Annotated in this window: 18 protein-coding genes and 1 riboswitch; of the genes, 10 read left to right on the forward strand and 8 right to left on the reverse strand. The window is 44.5% G+C overall.

Features of this window, described 5'->3' with window-relative positions; translation table 11 throughout:
- Positions 1–45 precede the first annotated feature (45 nt).
- Positions 46–534, reverse strand: a complete 489-nt coding sequence (locus tag OIU26_RS08895; RefSeq protein ID WP_013369770.1) for an ArpU family phage packaging/lysis transcriptional regulator — start codon at positions 532–534, stop codon at positions 46–48.
- A 276-nt stretch (positions 535–810) separates the two neighbouring features.
- On the opposite strand from OIU26_RS08895, the gene OIU26_RS08900 reads away from it, so the two are divergent.
- The 4 genes from OIU26_RS08900 to OIU26_RS08915 all read left to right on the forward strand — a co-directional run bounded on the left by OIU26_RS08900 (position 811) and on the right by OIU26_RS08915 (position 4724).
- Complete coding sequence (locus OIU26_RS08900) at positions 811–1284, forward strand: helix-turn-helix domain-containing protein (protein WP_013369769.1); 474 nt, start codon at positions 811–813, stop codon at positions 1282–1284.
- 11 nt (positions 1285–1295) lie between these two features.
- Complete coding sequence (locus OIU26_RS08905; protein WP_264216583.1) at positions 1296–1721, forward strand: ImmA/IrrE family metallo-endopeptidase; 426 nt, start codon at positions 1296–1298, stop codon at positions 1719–1721.
- 194 nt (positions 1722–1915) lie between these two features.
- Complete coding sequence (locus OIU26_RS08910; protein ID WP_264216584.1) at positions 1916–3808, forward strand: 5'-nucleotidase C-terminal domain-containing protein; 1893 nt, start codon at positions 1916–1918, stop codon at positions 3806–3808.
- Between the two features lie 244 nt (positions 3809–4052).
- The gene (locus OIU26_RS08915) at positions 4053–4724 is read left to right on the forward strand and encodes a 3'-5' exonuclease (RefSeq protein WP_064962412.1); all 672 of its coding nucleotides are present in this window, start codon (positions 4053–4055) and stop codon (positions 4722–4724) included.
- 42 nt (positions 4725–4766) lie between these two features.
- Here the strand turns inward: OIU26_RS08915 and OIU26_RS08920 are convergent, their stop codons facing one another.
- The 3 genes from OIU26_RS08920 to OIU26_RS08930 form a co-directional block, all read right to left on the reverse strand.
- Positions 4767–5750, reverse strand: a complete 984-nt coding sequence (locus OIU26_RS08920; RefSeq protein ID WP_013369765.1) for a helix-turn-helix transcriptional regulator — start codon at positions 5748–5750, stop codon at positions 4767–4769.
- 71 nt (positions 5751–5821) lie between these two features.
- The gene (locus OIU26_RS08925) at positions 5822–6589 is read right to left on the reverse strand and encodes a hypothetical protein (protein ID WP_264216585.1); all 768 of its coding nucleotides are present in this window, start codon (positions 6587–6589) and stop codon (positions 5822–5824) included.
- 224 nt (positions 6590–6813) lie between these two features.
- Complete coding sequence (locus OIU26_RS08930) at positions 6814–6969, reverse strand: hypothetical protein (RefSeq protein ID WP_013369763.1); 156 nt, start codon at positions 6967–6969, stop codon at positions 6814–6816.
- 312 nt (positions 6970–7281) lie between these two features.
- Here OIU26_RS08930 and OIU26_RS08935 point away from each other — a divergent pair, with 312 nt between their 5' ends.
- The 6 genes from OIU26_RS08935 (at position 7282) to queF (ending at position 11630) form a co-directional block, all read left to right on the forward strand.
- Positions 7282–7722: a hypothetical protein gene (locus OIU26_RS08935; RefSeq protein WP_264216586.1), complete on the forward strand. Its 441-nt coding sequence runs from the start codon at positions 7282–7284 to the stop codon at positions 7720–7722.
- Positions 7723–7747: 25 nt separating this feature from the next.
- Positions 7748–8452, forward strand: coding sequence for an AIM24 family protein (locus OIU26_RS08940; protein WP_013369761.1), 705 nt, complete (start codon positions 7748–7750; stop codon positions 8450–8452).
- An 85-nt stretch (positions 8453–8537) separates the two neighbouring features.
- Positions 8538–8581: riboswitch (PreQ1 riboswitch) on the forward strand.
- A 135-nt stretch (positions 8582–8716) separates the two neighbouring features.
- Positions 8717–9400, forward strand: a complete 684-nt coding sequence (gene queC, locus OIU26_RS08945; protein ID WP_016821332.1) for a 7-cyano-7-deazaguanine synthase QueC — start codon at positions 8717–8719, stop codon at positions 9398–9400.
- On the forward strand, positions 9393–9884 hold the full coding sequence (gene queD / locus OIU26_RS08950; protein WP_013369759.1) for a 6-carboxytetrahydropterin synthase QueD: 492 nt from the start codon (positions 9393–9395) through the stop codon (positions 9882–9884). The genes queC and queD overlap by 8 nt, the downstream gene beginning before the upstream one ends.
- A complete protein-coding gene (gene queE / locus OIU26_RS08955) occupies positions 9877–10689 on the forward strand; it encodes a 7-carboxy-7-deazaguanine synthase QueE (RefSeq protein WP_264216587.1) in 813 nt (270 codons plus the stop codon). Before queD ends, queE begins: the two co-directional genes overlap by 8 nt.
- A gap of 443 nt (positions 10690–11132) precedes the next feature.
- Positions 11133–11630 (forward strand): preQ(1) synthase, encoded by a 498-nt coding sequence (gene queF, locus OIU26_RS08960; protein WP_264216588.1) that lies wholly within the window; start codon positions 11133–11135, stop codon positions 11628–11630.
- Between the two features lie 129 nt (positions 11631–11759).
- Here the strand turns inward: queF and OIU26_RS08965 are convergent, their stop codons facing one another.
- The 4 genes from OIU26_RS08965 to OIU26_RS08980 all read right to left on the reverse strand — a co-directional run bounded on the left by OIU26_RS08965 (position 11760) and on the right by OIU26_RS08980 (position 17877).
- A complete protein-coding gene (locus OIU26_RS08965; protein WP_264216589.1) occupies positions 11760–12593 on the reverse strand; it encodes an AraC family transcriptional regulator in 834 nt (277 codons plus the stop codon).
- Positions 12594–12809: 216 nt separating this feature from the next.
- A complete protein-coding gene (locus OIU26_RS08970) occupies positions 12810–14201 on the reverse strand; it encodes a glycoside hydrolase family 32 protein (protein WP_264216590.1) in 1392 nt (463 codons plus the stop codon).
- Positions 14194–16452 (reverse strand): beta-glucosidase BglX, encoded by a 2259-nt coding sequence (bglX, locus tag OIU26_RS08975; protein WP_264216591.1) that lies wholly within the window; start codon positions 16450–16452, stop codon positions 14194–14196. Before bglX ends, OIU26_RS08970 begins: the two co-directional genes overlap by 8 nt.
- Positions 16453–16470: 18 nt before the next feature.
- On the reverse strand, positions 16471–17877 hold the full coding sequence (locus OIU26_RS08980; RefSeq protein ID WP_013369753.1) for a sucrose-specific PTS transporter subunit IIBC: 1407 nt from the start codon (positions 17875–17877) through the stop codon (positions 16471–16473).
- Positions 17878–18029: the final 152 nt, after the last annotated feature.

The following is an 18029-nucleotide window of genomic DNA, read 5'->3' on the forward strand; positions in this document are numbered from 1 at the left end:
CATACTCCTTGCTGTCTAAGTTAATAGAGCCACAGACTGTGACCCCTATGCATTTACCGAACCCAGTCTTCGATCCGCGCCCTTCTGCAAGCTTGCCAGATTCAAAACGCCTTGGTCTGCCAGCGCTAGCGCCATTTTATAAAAAGCACGCGTGCGAAGCTTCGTATACGTATCCTTGCTGACTGGTGGGTCCAACACATAATTATAAACCTTGTAATCGAACACATCGTCATCTTTTAAATAACGTTCACGGATGAGTAGCTGTTCACGTTCATTCAAGCGGCTCACTACAGCATCCACCATTTGGCAATAGGCCAAGCGGGCTGCAGGAGCATCTACATTATATACAGCAGTCCGGGCCGTTGGATCGCTTGTCACATTCGTGGGTCCGTTCGGGCGGTCCGTATAGCCAGCAGTAATAAAGCTTTCCCGATCCATAAAGGTTATTGTTTTATAAATCCGGTATTTCTCAAATACACCCTCCAATGCATTCTGCGTTTTGCGACGGTCTAATTCGGGTAAGTTATTTCTCATGAAAAGCAACACTCCTTATATTATGCCTTTTGACAATGATGTATTTTTAAATAAAAAACGCACTTGTTTACATTTTGTTCCCCTTTTGTTCGTATCTTGAGTATAACATAACATTATTTAGGATAGGTATCCATCGTGAAAAAAAGCAATATAGCCCCAAAATCAGGATATTCGCTCTACTTTTCTATGCCTTTTGGCATATTACGTGCTTTTACTATTTACCTAATGGTATAATAGAGCTGAATCTATGATTCTATTGCAGAAAGGAGCTCCATTGTGGAACAGCCAGCATTCGGAACCTACCTAAAACAGCAGCGTGAGCACAAGCAATTGAGCATCAACCAATTGGCAGATGCCGCAGGTATTAGTAATTCACAAATTTCCCGCATCGAAAATGGACTGCGTGGAGTTCCCAAACCCTCCACCCTCCGCAAAATAGCGGACGCGCTCAGCGTATCCTATACCGAAATGATGAAGGCCGCCGGATATTGGGCAGATGATGATTCTATAGAGCAAAATCCGCATGAGCTTTATCGTTCTACTGTACCAGAATGGGCAAACTCCAAAGACCGCCGCGATTTTAAAAAAATGCTGGAGGAAGACGACGAATTAATGTTTGATGGCATTCCGCTCGATGAAAAAGACCGTCAACGGATCAAGGACGTACTGACAGGCCTGTTCTGGGAAGCCAAGCAAATGAACAAACATAAAAAGCCCGCAGACCCCGGGGCGAGCAAAGATCAGGGATAGCAGGTGAACGCATGAACGAACTCATTCACAAACTTGTCCGAAAATACCGTACCAATTGTCCCTTCGATATTGCGAAAGCCCTAGGCATCCATATCCGATATTGCGATCTCGGTTCCACAACCAAAGGGTTGTATTATCACAAGCTGCGCAGAAGATTTATCGTCATTCACAACGGCCTTACACCAGAATGGGAACGGTTCGTCTGTGCGCATGAATTGGGACATGACCGACTGCATAAAGGCTTTAGCCGCTTTTTTATGGAGGAACATTCCTACTTTTCTCCAGGAAAATTTGAACAACAGGCTAATCGCTTTGCCGTGCTGTTGCTGAGTGCAGGGAATCCACCGTTGGCTGACGAAACATTGGATCACTATTTACCCCGGATCGGGCTGCCCAAAGAGACTGCCCTTTTTTTTAATCATAAAACAGAACAATAGTTCCTATTCTATGAGTTGCTGTCTATTACTGCCTCTACAATATAGGTAACTAGATGGTGGATTTAACAACCGATATCTCAAAAAAATGTAGTGCTTTGATATAAAATAAGAGTTATTTTTACAATCATCTGATAAAATGTGGACGTAAGCGGTTTCTCTAATTCATTCATTTTATGGGAGGTTGAAGGAACAACATGAACTCATGGAAAAAACTCTCGTCGATCTTGACGACCGCCGCGCTTCTACTTGGTTGTCTCGGCACAGCAGCAGCGGACCCAGTTGCTAATGCGGGAACAGCAGGAACCGGAACAACACCGTCTCCAGTCAGCGGTAAACACATCACCATCCTACATACGAATGATACCCATGCCCACGTGGTCGCCAACGACAAGGAAATGGGCTTCGCCAAGCTGGCGGGCATTATCGATCAATATCGCGCCGCCAATCCTAATACATTACTGCTGGATGATGGGGATACCGTTCATGGAACAACCTTCGCTACTTTGGTCAATGGTGAAAGTATCGTAAAAGTAATTAATAAGCTGCGCTATGATGCAATGGTTCCGGGTAACCATGAGTTTAATTACGGCTGGAAGCATCTGGTTGAGCTGAGTAAAGAGATTCAGTTCCCTGTACTGAGCGCCAACATTAAGCAAACGGACGGAACACGTTTGTTCCAACCGTATACTATTAAAGAAGTGGATGGCGTTAAAATCGGTATTATCGGCCTAACTACGCCTGAAACGGCATATAAAACCAATCCTAAAAATGTGGAAGGCATTCAATTCACCGACCCTGCGGCTGAAGCCAAAGCGGCCGTAGACGAAATCCGCAGCAAAGTGGATGTCGTTGTTGCTCTGGGTCACCTGGGACAAGATGCATCCAGTAAAGACACCAGCCTCAAGGTCGTGAAGGAAGTGCCTGGCATTGATATTTTCATCGACGGACACAGCCATACCGTGTTGGAAAAAGGCTTGATCGGTGACAATGGCACGTTGATCGCTAGTGCAGGTGAATACACCAAGTATCTGGGTGTAGTGGATCTATGGGTAGACGGCGGTAAGGTTGTCCAAAAGCAAGCGAAGCTGATCGATTCGACTCAAGCTGCTGACGTTCAGCCCAACGCTGAAATTGCTGCATTAATCGCCTCCATTCAGAAAGAACAAGAACCTATTCTTAAAGAGGTTGTAGCACAAACAAGTGTAGGTCTGGAAGGGGCGCGCGAAAAGGTACGTGCGGGTGAAACCAATCTCGGCGACCTGCTCACCGATGCTATGCGTGACGTTTCGGGAGCAGACGTAGCTTTAACAAACGGTGGCGGCATCCGGGCTTCCATCAAAGCAGGCACGGTTACCAAGGGAGACGTCATCACCGTACTGCCTTTCGGTAACCAAATCGTTACCCTGAAAGTGAAAGGCTCTGACCTTCAGGCCGCACTGGAAAATGGCGCAGCCTCCTACCCGGAACCGAGCGGGGGCTTCCCACAAGTATCCGGCATCTCGTTCAAAATAGACACCTCAGCAGCCAAAGGCAGCCGTGTTCACTCCATCCTGATTGGTGGAAAGGCCCTTGATCCTGAGGCAACATACACATTGGCTACCAATGATTTTACTGCTGTAGGCGGTGACCAATATACGATGTTCGCTAAATACCCACAGGCAGGTATGTTCGGATCGCTGGATGAAGCGTTAATCCGCTATATGCAAAAAGTGGGCTCTGCTAGCCTGCAAGCACAAGCGGCCGGCCGTATTCAAGAAGCCAAGGCAGACGGAAAAACTTCTGTCCCTGCCACACAAGCTGTGCCGTCTGCTCCGACCACGACGCCAGCACCTCTGCAGGAGATACCGCAATCCGATTCCATAGCGGCTGCGAAACCAGCACCTGCAAAGTCTCAAACTAGCAAACCACAGCAGGCATCGACCACTGCACAAGCTGCAAATAGCCATGTGTATGTTGTGAAATCCGGGGATACACTGTATGACATTTCCCGCAAACACGGCACTACCTGGCAACAGCTTCAGCAGTTGAATAAGTTGAAGAATCCTCACCGCATTTATCCGGGGCAAAAGTTAGACCTCCCGGCCTAATTCAATAGCTAGCAACAGCAGCGTTCGGAATCCAAGTGGTTTCGGATGCTGCTATATGTTAGGAGTTTTTAGATATGCGATAGTCCAAGCCCATTTGGACATCGCATATTTTTTTTGAAAGCAAGCCTTTTAACCGCTGACAAGTTGTGAACCGAGAGGTATGATGGAGAAGAGTTATTCGGGCAGAGAACATTTGTCCCGGTATCCATCGGGATCAGTTATGTGTGTGGAAGGAGTCCTTTAAATGCAATACATTATTTATGATCTTGAATTTACCGTTAGCCGTAACGCCAGATATTCCTCTGAAATCATTGATATCGGTGCCGTCAAAGTTATTCATGGAGAAGATGGTCTATTCGTGGCGGATACGTTTCACAGTTTTGTGAGACCATCGAATCGGCCTGTAATCTCTACAGATACTGTTCAATTTACGGGTATTACTCAACGAGACATTGATGCCGCTCCACTCTTTCCTGAAGCTGTGAAGCAATTTATTGCCTGGCTAGGCACGGATTCGACCTATTATTTATGCGCATGGGGCCCGGATGACCGTCAGAAGCTGGTATCCCATTGTCGTACCCATCATGTAGATCTCGGTTGGATTCATAATACAAATGATATACAGAAGCAAATTTCCCGTCTGTTTAGTTCCAATGGAAAGTATCGTCAGTTGAGCCTGTCTCAGGCGTTGGAATTGTGCAACATTGACTTTGACGGTCAACAGCATCGGGCACTGGATGATGCTGTGAACACTGCTCAGGTTTTCATGCACCATTTTGATCGTCTTACATTAGTTCATAATGCTGCCGATGATGAAGAAAGTCGCGGCTCGAAGCTCGTCTACTCTTCACCAGAAGAAGAACAGGAGCAGTACAGTCCCTTCGGCAATCTCGCCAACCTGTTTAAGGACCGTTAAGCAGATAGCTCCCCGGCTCGTTCCGGGGGATCTTCCCCCCTGTTATTCTTGATTTCCAGCCTTCTTATCGAAGTAAAACGCCCCCCAGGTTCGCAGCATTTCTTGCATACGTTTGCGGTACCGTAAAGGTTCCAGAATCTCGGCTTCAGCTCCATAGGATGTGAGCCAATCCAGAAATTCACGGTCATGATTGACCGTCACCTCAAACAACAAACTTCCATCCGGCAAATCCTTGAGAAGAGGCTTGATGAACAGTTCCTCTTCTTTGACCCGATATACAGAATCGGCAGAAAAACGTACCACAAACCGAATATTTTGATTTCCTTTGGTCACCGACCAGGTACCTTTAAAAAACATTTCCATTTCAGATGTATTTTTTTGAAACGTATACGGCAAAATCCTCATATTCCGAAAGCGGCTGATCCGAAAGGTTCTCATGGCGGATTGCTTATGACAAAAACCAAGCATATAGAACCGCCGGTCTTGAGGAACCAAACAATAAGGATCTACTTGCACCAATGATACATCTTCATTTTGAGGCGAGCTGTATTCCGCTTCAATTGTCTGCTGCGTAAGACTCGCCAAAACAATCAGCCTGAGCAGATAGGGCTGGTTTTCCCGATCAAGTGTCGAGCCGAGCCGGATGATATTTTTCATTTCCTGCGCGAAGCTCGTCTGGTCCATCTTTTTTTTCTGACTAGAGGCCATCACTTTCTCATAAGCACTTTCAAAAGCTGGCGGTAAAAGAGGCTTTATCGTTTCCATCATCTCTCCCAGCTTGGTAAAAGCCTCTGCCTCTTCTTCTGTCCAATTCAGAGGATACAAAGCAAAATTGCTAATAAAAATGTACCCCTTGCCATGCCCCATATTCGCGATCGGAATATGCATAGCGCTTAGCGCCTCCATATCTCGGTATATGGTACGTTCTGATGTTTCACAACGTTCGGCAAGCTCTCTTGCCAATATCCCCGGATTTGCCTGAACAATAGTAATAATCCGCATTAAACGTATCAACCGATCAGTCAAGGAAGTCTCTCCTTTACAAAAAGATAGTAAATTAGACTCACTAATTTGCTCAAATAAACTAGCATAATTATCTATCTCAGCCTATCATTCTCCGTAAAATGAACATCTCCTATCGATATTTCCTTATTAAAAAAGACCTTAGAGCTATACGCTTTAAACGATACAAAAGGCCCACTCCATTTATTGCGTAGGGACAAAAGTAACTCGGCTTCCTCCAGATAGTCCATGTCTTCGCTTCTGGCTGCACATATAAGCAATTCATCTGCTTGTCTCGTAAGGATGAACGCTCCTCGCTCAGGTTCCCCTTTCTCGTACATACGCAATGCCTTTTTCACAATTGGGGACGTCTCATTCAGCTTTATGTATTTTTCCACCTTCGGGTTGGATGGCATGCTCAGCAAACCAAGATGATGTGTGTAATGGATATAGAGCTGGTCCGTCCGGATCAGCGTTCGCTTTTCCTGCGATGGCTTGCGCCAGCTCCACTCGATCATTCCAATCGTATGTCTTCCGGACGCGTGAGCAGGGATAGAAAACGTCAAAATAGCTTGTCTATATTTTCCCCGCCGTACATCACCACAGTGAACAAACATGCAATCACCGTTTTCTGATTCTTTAAACCCGAGTCTCACCCCTTCAACTTTTAATAGATTTACCCCGTTTTCTGGATTGAACTGAAGTTGAAGGTCACATCCCGCTGCCTTCGGTATTAGGTTCCCTTTTCTTTTACGTATAGCTCCATAGCCCCATTCTATCAGTAGATTTACTTGTTTGGACCCATTCGCCGATATAGACTCTCTGTCCCATGTATACGTTACATTGAGCATTGACTTCACCACTGGTAAATTCCCCCTAAAAGAACATGTAACTCTAAATTAACAGTGTTATCTGACACTATATTGTCAGGGAACATATGTTTGATTGTGAAAATTATACATGGTAATCTTTATGAAAGGGGACCTAATTCGCGAAATAACATTTTAATCCTTTCCAATTGCATAAATACGCAAAAATAGCCCGGCGTATGCCGGGCTACATGATAGTCTACTTCATATATTTAAACTTATGAAATTGAAGTTTCCGTTAAAGAAACATTCGTCTTTGTGCAAACATCGGATATAGGAGCAAAAGTAGTGCTGTCCACGATGAGCTCCTTTGATAATGGCTTTCCATTAACAGTAATTTTTAAAATGGTATAGTTTTGCTCTCTGTCGTTCATCTTTCAAAATCTCCTTCTATATCTATTTTTAATATATTTCAGCTCATATATTCCTATTCAAGCCCTGATCAGGTGCGGGTTGTTCTTTACTCGTTTGTTGTGAAAACTGCCGGAATGTTGCCGCTTCCTTGATATACCCGTTTTAAGGTACACTTAAACTAATATATCGAGTTTTTTTGATAATCTTTTCCCGTATTTGTCGTCTGTATATTCTAAAACCTGCATCCAAATCATTATATTGTACGTAACCATGTGATATGGGTAATGATCTGTAACATCTAACATCTTGGTTTATCAAAAGGGGGACATCTCTTGGCACGAGCAACTTGTCGCTTGGCTTTGTACCGCCGCATTGTCTGCGCTGCTATAGTACTTTTGTTTATTTTTGGGGTAACTCGTGTACCCGAAGTTCATGCTGCTTATTGGGATGATGTATATCAAGGCTTTGAGCAGTTTTCGCGGTTGCCCGGCGATGTGTACCAGCTCAAGGAAAGCTACCGACAAACACAGGAAGATCTGGAAAAGGCCCGCACCAGCATTGAAACCTATCAGAAGCAGAACGCCCAACTGCTGGAGCAAAACCGCAAACTGAACGACACTGTTACAGAATTAAAAAATCTTCAAATCCAGCGCGATCAGGCTTCACACCGAAATAAAATGCTCATCATCACGGCTATCATTCTGCTGGCCGGTTATTTTATCGGTATCCGACTGTTGCGTTACGGGATGCGTCGACGTTCGGGAAGATACTAACTGCCTGAAAGGATGAAAGGTCTGAATGGACATACAAGCAGGACAACACCATGATGAAAGCGTCGGTTCAGTCGTAACGCTCGACCTGACTGAAGGGGAAAAGCTGCACGTTCTGCATCCGCAGCAAATTATCGCCTATCGCGGCCCCAGTGCAGGCCGTAGTGATAAGCTGATGAATATTAAAGGCATGTACCGCAAGCACAAACTGATTCAGGCCGATTTCACAGGGGCTTGCCGGCTAATTGCCGCACTCCCTCCTGGCTTTAGTCTGAAGATGATCAAGCTTGAAGGAAGCGATGATCTGTTATACGATTTTCGCAACCTGTTCTGGTACAGCGCCGGCATCCAAATGCGTACCAAGCTACTAAGCATGAAAAACATGTTGTTTAGCCGTGATGTCATTAAAATGAAATTTGACGGTATAGGTTACATTGGTATTTTGACACAGGGATTGGTATGTCAAGAACAACTTCATCCCTCAGAGCCGATCTATGTCGATGCGAGCAGCGTCATAGCCTATCCAGAAAATGCCAAGCTGGAGTTAACCGTATACGGTAACCATCTGGCCAGCCAGCATATGAACTATCATTTTAAAATGACGGGGCACGGTACCGTACTATTTCATGCCGGTGAGCATCATCGGCGGCTTCAGCAGGATATGAACGACGATGGCGTAATCAAACGACTTTTAAGGGAAATCATTCCGTTTGGTGGAGTGTTTATCAAATAGTCCTGCCATGCTATAATGGCAATGCTATCAATGAAGCTGTCTGTCCTCGTGGCAGATGCTAATGAAGAAAATCCATGCATAACGCATGGGAGAGGTTCGCGAACTCCCTCTATAAAAAACTAACGATGCTTTGTCCTCCGCATATGAAAATGAACTTGCGGGGCAAGGTCTGTTTTTTGTTGAAGCCGGTTCAAGAACTCTCTTTCTTCCACGTGACAAGACGCTGTGTCTTACACCATTCCAAGAAGATCGAGAGGTTTTTTTATGTTTACAAACGAAAAAGCAGTCGTCGTATTCAGCGGCGGCCAAGACAGTACAACCTGTTTATTTTGGGCAAAAAAACATTTTGCCGAAGTAGAAACTGTGACGTTCGATTACGGTCAACGCCACAAGCAGGAAATCGAAGTTGCCGCCGGAATCGCCAGCGAGCTGGGTGTTCCGCAAACGGTACTGGATATGAGCCTGCTCAACCAACTTGCCCCGAATGCCCTCACACGCACCGACATTGACATTACTCAAGAGGAAGGCGAACTGCCTAGCACATTTGTAGACGGTCGTAATCTATTGTTCCTGAGCTTCGCAGCAGTTCTCGCCAAGCAAAAAGGAGCGCGCCACATCATTACAGGCGTTTGCGAGACAGATTTCAGCGGCTATCCCGATTGCCGGGATTCCTTTATTAAATCGCTGAACGTCACACTGAACCTTTCGATGGACTATCCCTTTGTGATTCATACCCCGCTCATGTGGTTGAACAAGGCCGAAACCTGGCAAATGGCCGATGAGCTAAAAGCTTTTGAATTTGTAAGAACCCGTACACTAACGTGCTATAACGGCATCATTGGCGATGGCTGTGGTGAATGTCCTGCTTGCAATCTTCGTCGTGCCGGACTCGAGCAATATCTCGCGGTGCGCGGAGCTTCGTCCCAAGGAGCTGAAGGCCATGCGTGAGCCAGGTACCTTTCGTATTGTCGACAAGCTCCAGCAGTTCGGAACAGACATTGAGCGTTCTCAGCTGCGTTATCACCGCAAGCGTGTACTCGTTAGCAAACAATTTACGTTCGATGCAGCACACCATTTGCATTGTTACGAAGGCAAATGCAAAAATCTGCACGGACATACTTATATCGTCGTATTTGGCATAAGCGGTATACCGGGCGAAACAGGTCTAACGCTGGATTTTGGAGATATCAAAACGATCTGGAAAGAGCGAATTGAGCCTTTTCTGGACCACCGTTACTTGAATGAGACGCTTCCTCCAATGAATACAACGGCGGAAAATATGGTCGTCTGGATCTTTGAACAAATGGAGTCTGCCTTGACCTCGGATGCATACTGCAATCGTGTTGAAGGTGGACGTACCGAATTTGTAAGGTTGTTCGAGACACCTACCAGCTACGCCGAGTTCCGACGGGAGTGGATGTTCGATGAGTAATACTGTAACTGCTAATACCGTAAATGCTAATACCGTAACTACTCACCAACCTACGATAACCCTCGATAGGGCTAAAGCAGCCCCTATTCCTGTGCTTGAGGTGTTTGGTCCCACCGTTCAGGGCGAAGGTATGGTCATTGGTCGTAAAACGATGTTTGTTCGTACCGCAGGTTGCGATTACCATTGCTCATGGTGCGACTCCGCCTTTACCTGGGACGGCAGCGCCAAGGATCAAATCCGTCGTCTCAGTGCCACAGATATTTGGCAGGAACTAAAGTCCATCGGCGGCGAACGGTTCTCGCATGTGACCCTTTCCGGAGGCAATCCTGCCCTGCTGCCACAGCTCGGGACGCTGATTACCCTGCTACGCAGTCAAGGCATTGCCACCGCTGTCGAAACACAAGGCTCCCGTTGGCAGGAATGGCTGTACGATATCGATGAAGTGACCTTATCCCCGAAGCCGCCCAGCTCTGGCATGACGACCAACTGGGAGGTGCTGGATGATATCGTAACCCGTCTGTCAAACCAAAAGATGGCTGGAGCATGCAGCCTGAAGGTCGTCATCTTCGATGACACCGATCTTGCCTATGCCCGCACCATTCACGAGCGCTATCCACATATACCGTTGTTCCTCCAGACGGGTAATCCAGATGTGAACACGGAGAACACCGGACAGATTGCGGAGTCCCTACTCCATCGTTATGAATGGCTTATCGGCCGTGTCATGGACGATTCTCGACTAAACGATGTAAGAGTACTCCCGCAGCTCCACACCCTCGTATGGGGCAACAAACGCGGCGTATAACACGTATATACAATATATTCCATGCGAGCTGTATGTGATACACAAGCTACACCAAATTAGTCGAAGTACACCCTCGACACCCAAAGCTATAAAACAAGAGAAACCCTCGTCCCAAGGACGGGGTTTCTCACAGTATATCGCTCCTTTCATATAGGAGCGCACATTATTCTCTTCTGCCCAACCCACAGGTAAACGAACAGGGACTTTATGGTGATGACGGCGGTCGGCCAGCGGAGCGGAGGATTTGAAGCTGGAGAAGCGTTAGCGTTCGCCTTTGAAATGGGATTCTAACCTATAGATCTTTTATCAGAAAGAATCCCATTTCAACAGCGATTGGAAGCTCAAATCCTTCGCGAAGCGTCGCCTAACCGAACCGAACCTCCCCACCATAACTCCCTCTCCCTTTTACCAAACTAAACTAACTTTAAGGAGCCTCACTCAACATGACCGGAAGAAAACCTGAAGAAATGACCGACGTTACCCTACTTGGCAATCAAGGCACACAATACACTTTTGCCTATGATCCCGCCATTCTCGAAAGCTTTGATAATAAACACCCGTACCGCGATTATTTTGTAAAATTCAATTGTCCAGAGTTCACCAGCCTGTGCCCGATCACAGGACAACCTGATTTTGCAACCATCTACATCAGCTACATTCCTGATATTAGAATGGTTGAAAGCAAGTCCCTTAAGCTGTACCTGTTCAGCTTCCGCAACCACGGTGACTTCCATGAAGACTGCGTCAATATCATTATGAATGACTTGATTAAGCTGATGGACCCTCGCTACATTGAAGTATGGGGCAAATTCACGCCACGCGGCGGCATCTCGATCGACCCGTATACCAACTATGGCAAACCGGGAACCAAGTATGAGCAGATGGCAGAGCATCGTATGATGAACCATGATATGTATCCAGAGACGGTGGATAATCGTTAGGCTGATCCTCTCTGTGCACTTGCATACAAATAAACAAGGGGCTGTCCCAAAGGTCACAAAATGACTCAGGGACAGCCCCCATTTTCTAGTCTATTGAAATCATCCATAAAAGGATTACGCTTGTGTCGTTTACACACTCAGATCAAATTTTGATTTTTTATATTCATAAGGGGTTTTCCCCATAACTTCCTTAAAAGCTTTTCTAAACGATTTTTCGTTGGGAAAGCCCGCCTCGTAAGAAATTTCTGTAAGTGACTTATTCGTTGTTTCCAATAAATCGATTGCCTTTTCCAAACAAAGAATTTGCTTGTACTCCGTAAACGTCTGACCTGTATATTCATGAAACATTCTCGATAGATACGCCTCCGAATAGCCGCAGATTCGGGCTGTTTTCGCCAGACTAATATTTTCGGCGTAATGCTCTTTAATAAAATCCATGATCGTCTTTATCTTTCGCTGCTTTTCGCTAAATACCTCTGGCTGTATGTCTGCTGCCTGACTAAAATGATTAACGAGCAAATACTTAAGTTCAATAATTCGGCTTTGCTCTAAAATATAGTCATATTTCCCTATGGAAATATGCAGGTTATATATATCCATAAATAACTCTCTTAATTTAGAAAGTATAGTATGTTCAACTTGTCTCTCTTGCGTGTTTAATTGGATGAATACTTGTTCATTGGCAAAAAAGGTAGTTGGAAATTGCAATACAACGACTTGGTTTTCCGTAATACTTTGTGTGGAGTGCGGTACATTGCTATTAATAAACAGTGCATCCTTTTCCATCAAAATGGTTATCTTTCCTTCATGCCACACCTTGAGGCTTCCACTTGTACAATAGATTAATTCCATATTGCTGTGAAAATGCATGGGGATGACTCTTTCTGTATCTGTCGATTGAAACATAAAGAGGTTAATCATTTTTCTTCTGTCTATTTCAATATGTTCATAAATTTTTTTCATACGACACCTCATCAACCAGCTATGAGTAATCAACAGTAATTTATATTCAGTCATATACTCTAATACTCATACTATACCGATAGTAAAATGCCTACACAAGCAGAAATCTCTTCAGCCGACTAAGACAAAAAAAGGCAGTTCTTCTCGCAAACGGAGAATGAACAGCCTTTCCTTGCCTGTTTGTAGCTCTGCAGGTAAAAGATAAAGAATATCGTTTTAATGATTGATTATGGCTCCACATTCCTGCAGCTGATAAAGCTCAATTTCCCCTTCATTGTCTCCTGCGTCAAGCATCACACTGCGCTGTTCCGTATCTTCCAAGAAATAACGCAGAGAAAATACTTCCTCGCCTTCGTTCACAAAAATCTCCAGACTTGAGCTTTCTATAAATATTTGCATGTCTACAAGTTGATTGGCTAATGTTGCTTTTCTGTACTCCCTCTGGTTCGTCAACCAGTTGGTTCTCCATACGGTTAAACTGTTTTCTTCTGAATCATAGTCAATTTCCACCGCATTTCTGACTATCATTTTGAAGTTCTCTGTAAGCTTCGAAAAATGAGCAATGCATTCCACCTGCAAGGAAGGCAGCATCCAAACCCCATTTTTGTGAATGTTCTCCTTAGAATGCACACCATCCAATCTTAACAACTGTAATTCCGGCAATGGTTTCTGGTATAGCACACCGTTAGACAACACTATTTCTCTAGGAAGGGTCAGCGCATGAATCCAGCCTTCCTGAATGGTTGGAACAGCCCTCTCTGCTTCTTCATTCATGGCGCTCATCCATCCGAACATAATGGTTCTATCATTCACCTTAAATGATTGTGGCGCGTAGAAATCAAACCCCCGATCGAGCTCTTTAAAATGGGCAAAGTTCCCGCTGAATTTTCCTGTATCCATGAATTTCCCAACAATATATCCCGATTGGTTAGGGTTTCTATAATATTCGCCTGCCTCTGGTAAACCCTGAGGAGAGAAGACAAAAATATCATTTTCCGCAAATTGAAGTAGATCAGGACATTCCCACATATATCCGAATTCATGACCATGATCCAAAAATGATCCTTGGTATTCCCAATCAGACAAATCTGTAGATTTGTAGATAAGCGTATCTCCAGTCAAATCCTCTCTTTGAGCGCCAACGATCAGCCACCAGCTCCCGTTCCGGTCTCTCCATACTTTCGGGTCTCGGACATGTCTGGTATAGCCTTGTGGATGTTCAAACAAAGGACCTATTTTATGGAAATTATCCCCATCTTCCGAAATGGCTGCGCATTGATAGCTTTCCTTGACTCCATCATTTCTAATTACATTTCCTGTGTAAAACAGATACAGCTTTTCATCATGAACTATAGCGCCTCCAGAATAAATGCCATCCTTGTCATACCATTCCGAAGGCTCCAGCGCTACACCCTTTCTTTGCCAATGCACCAGATCGCTCGAAACAACATGGCCCCAGCATTTATTTCGATGTTCGGTTCCTTTGGGGTTCCACTGATAGAAGACATGATATTGTTGATTGAAAAAGGCAAGTCCATTAGGATCATTTAATAGTCCGTAAGGAGGAGTAATATGATATTTAAGATGATAAGCGTCGCTTTTATTCATGTCTATCCTCCGGTAACAAAGTAAAACTAAAGCTTAGCAAAATGTCTTGTGAGCTTGAACCGATATAAACCTCAAATTCGCCTGGCTCACTCTTATACTCCATTTCACGTCCATAAAATTTAAGCATGTCCTCATCCACTGAAAATTCCACAATTGTAGTCTCGCCGCTTTGTAAAAATACTTTTTTAAAGTCTTTTAATTCTTTAACGGGTCTTGCAACACTTGCAAATTTATCGCGAATATATAATTGAATCGTTTCTTTCCCAGCATACGTTCCAGTATTGGATATAGAAATACGGATATCCACTGACTCATTTGTTTTCATTTCCTTTTGGCTGACGGTTAACAGACTGTATTCAAATGAGGTATAGGATAGGCCATAGCCAAACGGATACAAGGGTTCGTTCACTTCATCTATATATCGGGACGCAAAGCGATAAGAGCCATTTTCCTTTAAATTCGGTCTTCCTGTATTCAGCTCATTGTAGTATACCGGAATTTGTCCAACGCTACGTGGAAAGGTCATCGCTAATTTCCCAGACGGATTTACTTCCCCATACAGTATATTGGCCAGCGCTTCTCCGCCCATCGTTCCCGGATACCAGGCCTGAACAATGGCGTCCACTTTTCCAGCAACATCGGTAAGGATCAAAGGTCTTCCACTATATACGATCAGAACAATCCTTTTGCCCAATAAGCTTAATTCATGAAGTAATCTCAATTGTGGCTCTGGCAGCGTCGGATTCGTTCGTGATCCACCTTCTCCGCTCTGATATATACTTTCTCCCAAGGCAAGGACTATGACCTCTGCTTCATTTGCATTCCTAATGGCTTCTTGCAGTAGAACTTCCTCAGAGCTTGTTTCAACCGCCAGTTTGTCCGCATATTTATCGAAGGTTTCCCTTGCATCAAGAGGTAGCAGATAACTTCCTCTACATACCGAGAGATTGTCGGGGCCAACAAGCTGTAACAACCCCGTTTTCAAATTAATAGTGTCTGTCTGCTCTCCCTTAATCGCCCACATGCCCAAGGTAGAATTTTCTTCTGCATAGGGACCCATTAAAGCTACCTTCGTTTCCTTTGACAACGGCAATACATTATTTTCATTTTTCAGCAGCACAACGGATTCTTCTGCCAAGGACAGTGCCGCTTGTTTATGTTCGTCTGACAGAATACTGCTTGTTGAACGTTTAACGATTTCCTGTAATCCGCGGTATGGGTCCTCGAACAGCCCCAAATCATTTTTCAGCTTTAAGACACGATATACAGCTTCATTCAGAAGCTCCAGCATATAGCTATTATCAGATATTACATCTTTCAATTGATTTGCGTACACTGCCGTCTTCATATCCACATCTACACCTGCCAACAGTGCCAGCCTAGCGGCGGAAGCCTCGTCTTCGGCATAACCATGCATGATTAACTCTTCAATAGCGGCGTAATCCGAGATCAATACACCGTCAAAGTTCATTTCCTGTCTTAATACACTACGGTTAAGCCACTCGTTTCCAGTCGCAGGGATACCATTCAACGTATTAAAAGCCGTCATAACAAGCTTGGCACCCGCTTCTATTGCAGCTTGATATCCAGGCAAATAATATTCTCGCAATGCATGCTCCGATAGATCCACGGCATTGTATTCACGTCCAGCGACAGGCGCTCCATAAGCAGCAAAATGTTTGACGCAAGCGGCAATTTTATTGGTTGGCACGGCTGTACCTTTCAAGTTGCTGCCCTGGATTCCCAGAACTACCCTCTGGGCATATTTCTTTGCCAACAATGTATCCTCTCCTGGCGATTCCATCACCCGCCCCCAGCGAGGATCTCTAACCATATCTACCATAGGGGAAAAGGTTACATGAATGCCTTCATCGTAGCATTCCTGAGCAGCAATCGAAGCCGCATTCTCTATCTCCTCATAGTTCCAACTACATGCTTGAGCAATCGGAATCGGAAAAATGGTTCGATATCCATAGATAATATCTGCCATGAATAACAGCGGAATTTTATGAACCGATTTTTCCAAATAATCGGTTTGCAACCGGATTATTTTTTCCGGGTTGGTGATGTTTAATATGGAGCCCGTATTATAAATATTATAATCCGTATTTAGCCCTAGTTTTTTCAAAGGGCCAGTCACAACCGTATCCATGTCACCTTCAAAAAAATCACCGGTTAGTTGGATGAGCTGGCCAATTTTCTCTTCTATTGAAAGACTGTTCAATTTTTCAAGCAATGTTTTGTTGTCCATGATTTTCTCCACTAAATTTTATTTGTTCTCTATTTTTTCTTTAAATCCAAAGATCCACGTCAACGCAAATGCTACACCAAAACCGATTACACAAACTAAAGCATACAGAAAAATCTGATTATTCAGATACAATAACAAACCAGGTATAGCTGTAATCGACATGCCTGTTGCTTGAACATTAAAGATACGTGCGAAGAATCCTCCAACCGCTCCCCCAATCAAGCCCATCACGAATGGTTTGCCATATCGAATGTTCACCCCAAAAATAGCGGGTTCTGTAATGCCGAGCAGAGCAGACACGGCAGACGGGTAGGCAATAGATTTGGTTTTTAATCTTTTGGATTTCAAGCCGACAGCTAACGCCGCACCCGCTTGTGCACAAATAGATGCCGAACTGATCGGGTTAACCATATTCCAGCCGCCATCCACCAGCATCTGTATTTCGATCAGGTTCAACGCATGGTGCAGTCCGGTAACGACAATAATCTGATTAATGCCTCCATAAATAAATCCGCCAATGCCAAACGGCAATTTCAAAATAGCTGTAACTGCCGATAATATTAAAACCTCTACTTCATGGAAGATGGGACCAATCACGAACAAGCCCAGTACCAGTGTGAGCAATAATGTCAGAAACGGTGTCAAAATCAAGTCCAGTGCTTCGGGAACGGATTTCCTGATTCTCTTCTCCATCATCGCTCCCACGATCCCTATAATGAACGCCGGCAGAACTGAACCCTGATAGCCTGCGATTTTGATGAAGCCCAAAAATAAAAGAGGTTCCTTCACATGTTGAGCGACATCCCAGGATGTAGGTAAAGAAGGACTTACCAGCATGAGTCCGAGCAATATCCCCAAGATCGGCGACCCGCCAAATACTCTGAACGCTGACCAGCATACCAGCACAGGCAAAAAGGCAAACGCGGTATCGGTCAGTATTTGTGTAAATAATATGAAATTCGCAGAAATATCATCCGGTGTAAGTCCAAATAACTGAAGCAGTGCAGGCTGAGTTACCAAGCCCCTAACTCCCATAAACAAACCGGTAGCTACCAATGCAGGGATAATAGGAACGAATACATCCCCAAAAACCCGGATCATTCTTTTGAAAAAGTTATCATCTTGTGTTGAGGCCTTCTCTTTCAGCTCTGCCTTTGATGTCGCAGATACGTTCTGGCCGACCATTGCTTCGTAAACCTTGTTCACGGTACCGGTTCCAAAAATAATTTGATATTGTCCGGAGGTAAAAAACACCCCTTTTGCCTTATCAATATTCTCAATAAATTCATCATCAATAATGTCCCTGTCTTTTACAATCAATCTCAACCGTGTAGCACAATGTGCCATAGAAATAATATTGTCTTCTCCGCCAAGCCCTTTAATGACATCCTGGGCTATTTTAACGTATTCTTTCTCAAGACTCATCAGTCTTCTTCCTTTCCTCTGTTCCTCTTAGTTAGTCTGTACCTTTAAAACTTGGACTAATATGCTTCTTAAGAATAACATGACTGCGCTTTCAAACAGCGCGATTATTTTACTACATTAAGGTCAAATTTTGACCTCTTTATACCCTTGGC

This window comes from Paenibacillus sp. BT-177 (genome assembly GCF_025846815.2).
Lineage (GTDB): Bacteria > Bacillota > Bacilli > Paenibacillales > Paenibacillaceae > Paenibacillus > Paenibacillus polymyxa_C.

What these genes read in the sequence shown, in the direction of transcription:
- OIU26_RS08895 (WP_013369770.1), bottom strand. Translation starts at nt 534, where the DNA reads ATGAGAAATAACTTACCCGAATTAGACCGTCGCAAAACGCAGAATGCA.
- OIU26_RS08905 (WP_264216583.1), top strand. Translation starts at nt 1,296, where the DNA reads ATGAACGAACTCATTCACAAACTTGTCCGAAAATACCGTACCAATTGT.
- OIU26_RS08910 (WP_264216584.1), top strand. Translation starts at nt 1,916, where the DNA reads ATGAACTCATGGAAAAAACTCTCGTCGATCTTGACGACCGCCGCGCTT.
- OIU26_RS08915 (WP_064962412.1), top strand. Translation starts at nt 4,053, where the DNA reads ATGCAATACATTATTTATGATCTTGAATTTACCGTTAGCCGTAACGCC.
- OIU26_RS08930 (WP_013369763.1), bottom strand. Translation starts at nt 6,969, where the DNA reads ATGAACGACAGAGAGCAAAACTATACCATTTTAAAAATTACTGTTAAT.
- OIU26_RS08940 (WP_013369761.1), top strand. Translation starts at nt 7,748, where the DNA reads ATGGACATACAAGCAGGACAACACCATGATGAAAGCGTCGGTTCAGTC.
- queC (WP_016821332.1), top strand. Translation starts at nt 8,717, where the DNA reads ATGTTTACAAACGAAAAAGCAGTCGTCGTATTCAGCGGCGGCCAAGAC.
- queD (WP_013369759.1), top strand. Translation starts at nt 9,393, where the DNA reads ATGCGTGAGCCAGGTACCTTTCGTATTGTCGACAAGCTCCAGCAGTTC.
- queE (WP_264216587.1), top strand. Translation starts at nt 9,877, where the DNA reads ATGAGTAATACTGTAACTGCTAATACCGTAAATGCTAATACCGTAACT.
- queF (WP_264216588.1), top strand. Translation starts at nt 11,133, where the DNA reads ATGACCGGAAGAAAACCTGAAGAAATGACCGACGTTACCCTACTTGGC.
- OIU26_RS08965 (WP_264216589.1), bottom strand. Translation starts at nt 12,593, where the DNA reads ATGAAAAAAATTTATGAACATATTGAAATAGACAGAAGAAAAATGATT.
- OIU26_RS08970 (WP_264216590.1), bottom strand. Translation starts at nt 14,201, where the DNA reads ATGAATAAAAGCGACGCTTATCATCTTAAATATCATATTACTCCTCCT.
- bglX (WP_264216591.1), bottom strand. Translation starts at nt 16,452, where the DNA reads ATGGACAACAAAACATTGCTTGAAAAATTGAACAGTCTTTCAATAGAA.
- OIU26_RS08980 (WP_013369753.1), bottom strand. Translation starts at nt 17,877, where the DNA reads ATGAGTCTTGAGAAAGAATACGTTAAAATAGCCCAGGATGTCATTAAA.